Raw genomic sequence first — 9698 nt, 5'->3', positions numbered from 1 at the left:
AGAGCATCGCGAGCAAGCTCGCTCCTACAGGAGGCCCGCTTGCCTGAACTTGCTCCCCTGTCGGGAAGAATGTGTTTGCCAGCTCGTAGGGTGGGCTTCAGCCCACCGCAGATTGCATGCGTCTTGTCGCGCGGCGGTGGGCTGAAGCCCCCCTACGGTATTGTTCCCTCGTAAAACCTGTTCGCCCCGCCCATCCTGCGACACAGGCGTGGTATTCGATCAGCGTTGAACAAATGCGCTCTTGTAGGAGCCAACTTGCTGGCGATCAGCGCGGCTGAATCTCCCAAAGAGCATCGCGAGCAAGCTCGCCCCTACAGGAGGCCGGGGTCGTGAGGGCGCGCAGCCGTTAACCCGTCAGCGCCTGGTACTCCGGGCGTTGCGCCAGGCCGGTCTTCAAGGCCTGCAGCAGTTGGCCGACCTTCGGCGAGAGAAAGCGTCGCTGCGGATAGACCGCCCACACCGCCGTGTTCGGCGGCTGGTGGTGCTCCAGCAGGCTGACCAGTTCGCCGCGGCGCAGCGGCTCCAGCACGTAGTAGTCCGGCAACTGGCACAGGCCAAAACCGCGCAGCGCGGCGTCGAGCACCGCCTGGCCGCTGTTGCAGCGCCAGTTGCCGCTGGGCCTGAACGGATGCTCGCGGCCGCCGTCCTGAAGCATCCAAGTATCGCTGGTGCCGATCAGACAGTTGTGTCCCGCCAGTTCCGACAGCGTGTGCGGGCGGCCGTAGCGCTCCAGGTAGGCGGGCGCGGCGCAGAGGTACATGGCGCGCGGTGCGAGACGGGTGGCGACCAGGCGCGATTCGCTCAGGCGTCCCAGGCGGATCGCCAGGTCGAAGCCTTCCTGAACCAGGTCGAGCGTGCGGTTGGACAGTTCGATTTCCACCCGCAGTTGCGGATGATGCGCCATGAATTCATTCACCAGTGGCACGATGAAGCGTTCGCCGTAGGCCACCGCCGCGGTCATGCGCAGCAGTCCGGTGGGCGCGCCCTGGAGATCGCCGACGGCGAGGAAGGCGGCGTCACGTTCCTCGATCAGCCGCTGGCACCGGGCGAAGAAGGTCTGCCCGGCCTCGGTCAGCGAGACCTTGCGCGTGGTGCGGTAGAGCAGGCGTGCCTGCAGGCGTTCCTCCAGGCGCGCCACCTGGCGGCTGACGTGGGAGGAGGACACCCGCAGTCGCTCGGCCGCGCGCAGGAAGTTGCCGCATTCGGCGACGGCGACGAACTCGTCCAGACCTTCCCAGCGGTGCGCGCTCATCGATTGTCCCTGTATGGCAATAAAGTTTCCTTGGATCATCCATTATCCCAGTCTGTGCGTGAATTACACTCTGTGCTTTCCGCTCAACCACGAGAGAATCCTCGCCATGATCAAGTCCCGCGCCGCCGTGGCCTTCGCGCCGAACGAACCCCTGAAGATCGTCGAAGTGGACGTCGCGCCGCCGAAGGCCGGCGAGGTACTGGTACGCATCGTCGCCACCGGCGTCTGCCATACCGACGCCTACACGCTGTCCGGCGCCGACTCCGAGGGCGTGTTCCCGTCGATCCTCGGTCACGAAGGCGGCGGCATCGTCGAAGCCGTTGGCGAGGGCGTCACCTCGGTGAAGGTCGGCGACCACGTCATCCCGCTGTACACCGCCGAATGCCGCCAGTGCAAATTCTGCCTGTCCGGCAAGACCAACCTGTGCAGCTCGGTGCGCGCCACCCAGGGCAAGGGGCTGATGCCCGACGGCACCTCGCGTTTTTCCTACAACGGCGAGCCGATCTACCACTACATGGGCTGCTCGACCTTCTCCGAGTACACCGTGCTGCCGGAAGTGTCCCTGGCGGTGATCCCGAAGGAAGCGCCGCTGGAAAAGGTCTGCCTGCTCGGTTGCGGCGTGACCACCGGCATCGGCGCCGTGCTGAACACCGCGAAGGTGGAAGAGGGCGCCACCGTGGCGATCTTCGGCCTGGGCGGCATCGGCCTGGCGGCGATCATCGGCGCCAAGATGGCCAAGGCCTCGCGCATCATCGCCATCGACATCAACCCGGCCAAGTTCGACGTAGCCCGCGAGCTGGGCGCGACTGACTTCGTCAATCCGAAGGACCATGACAAGCCGATCCAGGACGTCATCGTCGAAATGACCGATGGCGGCGTGGACTACAGCTTCGAGTGCGTCGGCAATGTGCAACTGATGCGTGCGGCGCTGGAATGTGCCCACAAGGGCTGGGGCGAGAGCGTGATCATCGGCGTCGCCGGCGCGGGCCAGGAAATCAGCACCCGTCCGTTCCAGCTGGTCACCGGCCGCGTCTGGCGCGGTTCGGCATTCGGCGGCGTCAAGGGTCGCACCGAGCTGCCGAGCTACGTGGAGAAGGCGCAGAGCGGCGAGATTCCGCTGGACACCTTCATCACCCACACCATGGGCCTGGAGCAGATCAACGAGGCCTTCGACCTGATGCACGAAGGCAAGAGCATCCGCACCGTCATCCATTACTGATAGCTGCAAGCGACAAGCTTCAGGACGGGTGGCCCAGCGCCACTCGACGCCTGCGGTTCTTTCGTAGGGTGCGCCATGCGCACCGCTAACCCTCGGGTGCGCATGGCGCACCCTACGGAGTGGTCATGAGCCTCGAAATCGTTTCCAGCAACAAGAGCTTCGGCGGCTGGCACAAGCGCTACAAGCACCGTTCTTCCAGCCTCAACTGCGACATGGTGTTCGCCGTCTACCTGCCGCCGCAGGCCGAGCAGGGCGCCAAGCTGCCGGTGCTCTACTGGCTCTCGGGCCTGACCTGCACCGACGAGAACTTCATGCAGAAGGCCGGCGCGCACCGGCTGGCGGCCGAACTCGGGTTGATCATCGTCGCCCCGGACACCAGCCCGCGCGGCGAAGGCGTGGCGGACGACGCCAACGGCGCCTACGACTTCGGCCTCGGCGCCGGCTTCTACCTCAACGCCACCCAGCAGCCCTGGGCGAAGCACTACCGGATGTACGACTACGTGGTCGACGAGTTGCCGGCGCTGATCGAGGCCAACTTCCCGGTTTCCGACAAGCGCGGCGTCGCCGGACACTCCATGGGCGGGCACGGCGCGCTGGTCTGCGCGCTGAAGAACCCCGGCCGCTACCAGTCGCTGTCCGCTTTCGCGCCCATCGCCAACCCGATGAACTGCCCGTGGGGCGAGAAGGCCTTCTCCAACTACCTGGGCGACGACCGTTCGCGCTGGCGCGAGTGGGATGCCAGCGTGCTGATCCTCGATGCCACGCAGAAGCTGCCGATACTCATCGACCAGGGCGATCGCGACGATTTCCTGGTCAACCAGCTCAAGCCGGAAGCCTTGCAGGCGGCGGCCTCGGTGGCGTCGCACCCGTTACAGCTGCGCCTGCAGCCGGGTTACGACCACAGCTACTACTTCATCGCCAGCTTCATCGACGATCACCTGCGCCATCATGCGCAGTTCCTGAATGGGTAAGTCATCGGGGCGGGACGGGTTTCGCTGCGCGCAGCCCGTCCCCGGTTCGTGATTGCCGCAGTTGGCCTTGAACCTGGAAGCCGCTCTCGGCGCCCTGGGCTTCATCCGCGTCGACACTCGAGAAGGCAAACGACGCCCGGCCGGGTCACCGAGGGTGCGCGTCCGCGGTGACGATCTTCCCGGCCAATGCGCGTTCCGCCAGCCGTCGGCCCGGTCTCGGGGCCCGTGATCGAAGAGCCGGCGCGCGCTTTCGGAAGGCTGCCGCGCTGGCATGCGCGCTTTCCTTTAGAATCACGGGCCGACTTTCCCAGGGTTACTTTTCCATGCGTATTGGCCACGGCTACGACGTGCACCGCTTCGGCGAGGGCGATTTCATCACCCTCGGCGGGGTGCGCATTCCTCATCGTTTCGGGCTCGTCGCCCACTCCGACGGCGACGTGCTGCTGCATGCGCTGAGCGACGCGTTGCTCGGTGCGGCGGCGCTCGGTGACATCGGCCGGCATTTCCCCGACACCGATCCGCAATTCAAGGGCGCCGACAGCCGCGCGCTGCTGCGCCATGTGCTGGGACTGGTCGCCGAGAAGGGCTGGAAGGTCGGCAACGTCGACGCCACCATCGAGGCCCAGGCGCCGAAGATGGCGCCGCACATCGAGACGATGCGCGCGCTGATCGCCGAAGACCTGCAGGTCGCGCTGGATCAGGTCAACGTCAAGGCCACCACCACCGAGAAGCTCGGCTTCGTCGGCCGCGAAGAAGGCATCGCCGTGCATGCGGTGGCGCTGTTGCTGCCGCTATGACCGAACTCGAACTGCTCGGCCCGCGTGCCCATGGCGAACCCTGCGGGCATGCGCTGCTCAAGGAGACCGCCGAAGACTTCCAGGTCGACGAGGTGCTCGACATCCCGCTGACGGGCGAGGGCGAACACCTCTGGCTGTGGGTGGAAAAGCGCGGTCTGAATACCGAGGAAGCGGCCCGGCGGATCGCCAAGGCCGCCGGCGTACCGTTGAAGATGATCAGCTACGCCGGTCTCAAGGACCGCCAGGCACTGACCCGCCAATGGTTCAGCCTGCACCTGCCGGGCAAGGCCGATCCCGACCTCGGCGCTGCGGAAGACGACAGCCTGCGCATCCTCGAGCGGACTCGCCACACGCGCAAACTGCAGCGTGGTGCACACGCCGCCAACGGCTTCACCCTGCGCCTGACCGCCCTGGAGGCCGACCGCGACGCGCTCGAGGCGCGTCTGCAGCGCATCGCCGCCGAGGGTGTGCCGAACTACTTCGGCCTGCAGCGCTTCGGTCACGAAGGCGGCAACCTGGCGGGTGCCCGGGAGTTCGCCCGCCGTGGCGAGATGCCGGAACAGCGCAACCTGCGTTCGCGCATGCTTTCGGCGGCGCGCAGCTACCTGTTCAACTGCGTCGTGGCCGAGCGTGTCGCCGCGGGCAGCTGGAATCGGGCGCTGGTCGGCGATCTGCTGGCCTTCACCGACAGCCGGAGCTTCTTCCCCGCCGGTGAGGCCGAGTGCGCCGATTCTCGCCTGGCGATTCTCGATCTGCATCCCACCGGCGCGCTCTGGGGCAAGGGCGAATCGCCGGCCGCTGCCGCCGTGCAGTCCCTTGAGAATGGCGTGGGGCAACGCGAAGCGGCGCTGTGCGATTGGCTGGCCAATGCGGGCATGGCGCACGAACGGCGAATCCTGCGCCTCCCCATCGGCGGCCTGGCATGGCATTATCCCCGGCCTGACATTCTGCAACTCGAATTCGTCCTGCCGGCTGGATGCTTCGCCACCGCCGTGGTGCGCGAGATCGTCGATCTCTCGCCGGCAGGGCAGACGGACCTCTAATGCGTATTCTGATCGCCAACGACGACGGGGTTTATGCGCCCGGCCTCGCCGCGCTGCATGGCGCGTTGTCGGATTTCGCCGCGTGCTCGGTGGTCGCACCGATCCAGGACATGAGCGGCGCCAGCAGCGCGCTGACCCTCGACCGTCCCCTGCATCCCATCGTCATGCCCAACGGCTTCGTCGGCCTCAACGGCTCGCCCACCGACTGCGTGCACCTGGGCCTCAACGGCTTGCTCGCCGAAGCGCCGGACATGGTCGTCTCGGGGATCAACCTGGGCGCCAACCTGGGCGACGACGTGCTCTATTCGGGCACGGTGGCCGCGGCCATCGAAGGCCGTTTCGCCGGCAGTCCGGCGTTCGCCTTCTCGCTGGTTTCCCGCCGCCCGGACAACCTGCCCGCCGCGGCCGCCATCGCCCGCCGGCTGGTGGAGCAGCATCACACTCTGGATCTGCCTCCGCGTACCGTGCTCAGCGTAAACATTCCGGACCTGCCACTGGAGCAGATCCGCGGCATCCAGCTGACCCGCCTCGGCCACCGGGCGCGGGCCAAGCCGCCGGTGAAGCAGGTGAACCCGCGTGGCAAGGAAGGCTACTGGATCTCAGTTTCCGGGGACGCCGAGGACGGCGGGCCCGGCACCGACTTCCACGCCGTGACGCAAGGCTACGTGTCGATCACGCCGTTGCAGCTGGACCGTACGTTTCATGAAGCCTTCAAAGGGCTCGACGGTTGGCTGGAGGGCTTGCTGCGATGAAGCGCGAACACGACGACGCCATCCATCGTGGCACCGGCATGACCTCCCAGCGCACCCGCGACCGGCTGATCCAGCGGCTGTACGAGGAAGGGCTGTCCAATCCGCATGTCCTCGAAGTGATCCGTCGCACGCCGCGCCATCTGTTCGTCGACGAGGCCCTGGCGCACCGCGCCTACGAAGACACCGCGCTGCCCATCGGTCACAACCAGACCATCTCCCAGCCGTTCATGGTCGGCCGCATGACCGAGCTGTTGCTGGCTGCCGGCCCGCTGGACAAGGTATTGGAGATCGGCACCGGCTCGGGTTACCAGACGGCCGTGCTCGCCCAACTGGTCGAGCGGGTGTTCTCGGTGGAGCGCATCCAGACCTTGCAGGACCGCGCCAAGGAGCGCTTGGTCGAACTCAAATTGCGCAACGTGGTCTTTCGCTGGGGGGATGGCTGGGAAGGCTGGCCGGCGCTGGCGCCTTACAACGGCATCATCGTCACCGCTGCCGCCGCCGATGTGCCCCAGGCGCTGCTGGATCAACTGGCGCCGGGTGGACGCCTGGTGATCCCTGTCGGCGCGGGCGACGTTCAGCAACTGATGCTGATCGTCCGCGAAGACAATGGTTTTTCCCGCCATGTACTGGATGCGGTGCGCTTCGTTCCGCTGTTGAACGGTCCGCTGGCCTGAATCGCTCTGGAAGGATCCATGGATAACGCTTTTCCGCTACATCGGGGCATGTCTTCGGGTCTGCCCTCAGTTCTTCTCTCTTCCGCTCCCGTGGTTGCTGCCGGCGAATTTGTATCGATTCGTTTCCATGGCTGTCAGCTGGCGGACGTTTATCACATTCAGGCGGGGAGCCTCGGGTGAGCGCTACGAACAGGCAGCTCAAACGCGGTGGCTTGTGGGTCCTCGGTGGTTTGCTCATCGGCGCGCTTCTCGGCGGTTGCGCCAGCTCGTCCTCGAGCGGTGTGCAGGTCGTCGATCGCAACAAGAGCGGTGCCAGCTCGCGGCAGCCGGTCACCAGCGGGCAGTACACCGTTCAACGCGGTGACACCCTGTTCTCCATCGCCTTCCGTTATGGCTGGGACTGGAAGGCGTTGGCGGCGCGCAACGGCATCCCGCCGCCCTATGTTATCCGCCCCGGTCAGAAGATCCGTTTTGGCAACGGCGCCAGCCAGCCCGCCGCGCCAACGGCGGTCGCCAGTGCCAGCACGCCCGTCGTGACCACGATGCCGACGCCCAGCGCGCCGGTGCTGATCGTTCCGCAACCGGTAACCGGAACTCCGACCACCGCGCCCCGGCCTGTGACGCCGACTGTGGCGACCACTCCGACGCAGTCCGTGGACCGTTCTCCCAGCGGTTGGGCATGGCCCGCAAATGGCGTTTTGATCGGAAAATTCTCATCAAACGGTAGTTTGAATAAAGGAATTGATATAGCAGGCGAATTGGGCCAGCCTGTTTTAGCTGCGTCTGATGGCTCTGTGGTGTACGCCGGCAGTGGATTGCGGGGTTACGGCGAACTGGTGATCATCAAGCATAGCGATACCTATGTGAGTGCCTACGGACACAACCGGAGGCTCTTGGTGCGGGAGGGAGAGCAGGTCAAGGCCGGGCAAACCGTTGCCGAGATGGGATCCACCGGAACCGATCGGGTGAAGCTCCACTTCGAGATTCGCCGTCAAGGCAAGCCAGTCGATCCTCTGCAATATTTGCCGCGCCGCTGATCTGCAAGTACCTCCTGCGGAAATGAATGAGTCGGGCCCACCACGGAAGGGTGGCCGAACTCATTGTCGAACTCAGCAGAAGGACAACAAGAATGGCGCTCAACGAAGAAGCCACCGGGTTTGATGTCGACGAAGATGTGTTGCTTATGGAATCGGCTCTGGTTCTTGATGAGGCACCACACGATGAACCTGACAAACCGACCAGATCGAAAGCGGCAGCCGCCAAGCAGCATAAGTACATCGACTACACACGGGCGCTGGACGCCACTCAGCTCTACCTCAACGAAATCGGTTTCTCCCCGCTCCTGACTCCCGCAGAAGAAGTTCATTTCGCACGCCTCTCGCAAAGTGGCGACCCCGCGGGGCGCAAGCGCATGATCGAGAGCAACCTGCGCCTGGTGGTAAAAATCGCTCGTCGCTACGTCAACCGTGGCCTGTCCCTGCTGGATCTGATCGAGGAGGGCAATCTCGGCTTGATCCGCGCCGTGGAGAAGTTCGACCCTGAGCGTGGTTTCCGTTTCTCCACCTATGCCACCTGGTGGATTCGGCAGACCATCGAACGCGCGATCATGAACCAGACTCGCACCATTCGACTGCCGATCCATGTGGTCAAGGAACTGAACGTCTATCTGCGCGCCGCGCGTGAGCTGACGCAGAAGCTTGATCACGAGCCCTCTGCCGAGGAAATCGCGGGACTGCTCGAGAAGCCGGTGTCCGAGGTCAAACGCATGCTCGGTCTCAACGAGCGGGTGACGTCGGTGGATGTCTCGCTGGGCCCTGATTCCGGCAAGACCCTGCTCGAAACCCTCACCGACGATCGTCCCTCCGATCCGTGCGACCTGCTGCAGGACGATGACCTTTCGCAAAGCATCGATCAGTGGCTGTCCGACCTCACCGACAAGCAACGCGAAGTGGTGGTCCGCCGCTTTGGCCTGCGCGGCCCTGAAAGCTCAACGCTGGAGGAGGTGGGCCAGGAAATCGGTCTCACCAGGGAGCGGGTTCGGCAGATTCAGGTCGAAGCGCTCAAACGCCTGCGGGAGATTCTGGAGAAGAACGGACTCTCCAGCGATTCTCTATTCCAGTAGCATGGATGCGGTAGCAAAGACCCGACGTTAAGTCGGGTTTTTTGTGATTAGATGTAAGTAATTGCTTACGTAGATGTAAGTATAAAGAGATAAAACGATAAGTCTTTTGCGGAAATATACTGAGAGAAAAACGGTAGTTATTTGTTTTATAAAGGATTTATTTTTAAGGAAGCATTTTTTTCGAGATCGATTTTGGATATTGGGTAGATTGCCGTTGTCCCGCAGGAGGATATGATCGCGCCGTGCTCAGGGAAATAGAGCACAGGTCGGTAAGGATGCCGATCCAGGACACTCGCAGGATTGCGAGGCATCAGGATGATGATGGGGACAGGCAGGGACTAGGGATAAAAGTGGGCGGGGTCAAACCCGCCCCTTTTTTTTGCCTGCAGGAAAGTGTGCGCTTTTCAGAATCCAATAAAAAAGGCCAGCATCAGCGGGCCTTTTTTATTGGCGGGGGCGATCAGCGCTCGAGGTGCTGGAGCTTGTCCTTCACGCCATCCCATTCCTCTGCGTCAGGCAACGCTTCCTTCCGCTCGGTGATGTTCGGCCAGATCTCCGCCAGTTCGGTGTTCAGTTCGATGAACTGCTCCATACCGTCCGGTATTTCGTCTTCGGAGAAGATCGCCTGCGCCGGACATTCCGGTTCGCACAGGGCGCAATCGATGCACTCGTCCGGGTGGATCACCAGGAAGTTCGGACCTTCGTAAAAGCAGTCCACCGGACAGACTTCCACACAGTCGGTGTATTTGCATTTGATGCAATTGTCGGTGACGACGAAGGTCATTCAGGTTCTCTCCTCAGACTACGGCCGCGATCCTCTGCTGGGACGTTGCAGCTCGATAAGTGATGACCTCGGCTCAGGCGGGGG

The 9698-nt window shown here is 63.8% G+C and carries 10 protein-coding genes; 8 read left to right on the top strand and 2 right to left on the bottom strand.

What is annotated here, in order from left to right; translation table 11 throughout:
* Positions 1-346: 346 nt before the first annotated feature.
* Positions 347-1252, bottom strand: a complete 906-nt coding sequence (locus B3E91_RS17575; RefSeq protein WP_287030744.1) for a LysR family transcriptional regulator — start codon at positions 1250-1252, stop codon at positions 347-349.
* Between the two features lie 106 nt (positions 1253-1358).
* On the opposite strand from B3E91_RS17575, the gene B3E91_RS17570 reads away from it, so the two are divergent.
* From B3E91_RS17570 to rpoS, 8 genes are all read left to right on the top strand, one after another.
* Positions 1359-2471 carry an S-(hydroxymethyl)glutathione dehydrogenase/class III alcohol dehydrogenase gene (locus B3E91_RS17570; RefSeq protein WP_273231775.1) on the top strand — a complete coding sequence of 371 codons (1113 nt, stop codon included), beginning with the start codon at positions 1359-1361 and terminating at the stop codon, positions 2469-2471.
* 125 nt (positions 2472-2596) lie between these two features.
* Positions 2597-3442 (top strand): S-formylglutathione hydrolase, encoded by an 846-nt coding sequence (fghA, locus tag B3E91_RS17565; RefSeq protein ID WP_414708294.1) that lies wholly within the window; start codon positions 2597-2599, stop codon positions 3440-3442.
* A gap of 323 nt (positions 3443-3765) precedes the next feature.
* Entirely contained in the window at positions 3766-4239 is a 474-nt protein-coding gene (gene ispF / locus B3E91_RS17560) for a 2-C-methyl-D-erythritol 2,4-cyclodiphosphate synthase (protein ID WP_273231781.1), read from the top strand.
* Positions 4236-5282 carry a tRNA pseudouridine(13) synthase TruD gene (gene truD / locus B3E91_RS17555; protein ID WP_273231784.1) on the top strand — a complete coding sequence of 349 codons (1047 nt, stop codon included), beginning with the start codon at positions 4236-4238 and terminating at the stop codon, positions 5280-5282. The genes ispF and truD overlap by 4 nt, the downstream gene beginning before the upstream one ends.
* Positions 5282-6034 (top strand): 5'/3'-nucleotidase SurE, encoded by a 753-nt coding sequence (gene surE, locus B3E91_RS17550; RefSeq protein ID WP_287030741.1) that lies wholly within the window; start codon positions 5282-5284, stop codon positions 6032-6034. Before truD ends, surE begins: the two co-directional genes overlap by 1 nt.
* Positions 6035-6072: 38 nt before the next feature.
* Positions 6073-6708, top strand: a complete 636-nt coding sequence (locus B3E91_RS17545) for a protein-L-isoaspartate(D-aspartate) O-methyltransferase (protein WP_175534335.1) — start codon at positions 6073-6075, stop codon at positions 6706-6708.
* Positions 6709-6884: 176 nt separating this feature from the next.
* A complete protein-coding gene (locus B3E91_RS17540) occupies positions 6885-7745 on the top strand; it encodes a peptidoglycan DD-metalloendopeptidase family protein (protein ID WP_273231788.1) in 861 nt (286 codons plus the stop codon).
* A 92-nt stretch (positions 7746-7837) separates the two neighbouring features.
* On the top strand, positions 7838-8830 hold the full coding sequence (gene rpoS / locus B3E91_RS17535; RefSeq protein WP_287030739.1) for an RNA polymerase sigma factor RpoS: 993 nt from the start codon (positions 7838-7840) through the stop codon (positions 8828-8830).
* Positions 8831-9290: 460 nt separating this feature from the next.
* Here rpoS and fdxA read toward each other — a convergent pair whose 3' ends face one another.
* Positions 9291-9614: a ferredoxin FdxA gene (gene fdxA / locus B3E91_RS17530; RefSeq protein WP_273231791.1), complete on the bottom strand. Its 324-nt coding sequence runs from the start codon at positions 9612-9614 to the stop codon at positions 9291-9293.
* Positions 9615-9698 lie beyond the last annotated feature (84 nt).

The organism is Pseudomonas sp. UBA6310, assembly GCF_002438225.1.
Taxonomy (GTDB): domain Bacteria; phylum Pseudomonadota; class Gammaproteobacteria; order Pseudomonadales; family Pseudomonadaceae; genus Pseudomonas_O; species Pseudomonas_O kuykendallii.
Note: the sequence above shows the minus strand (reverse complement) of the source record. Positions and strands in the feature narration are given on the sequence as shown.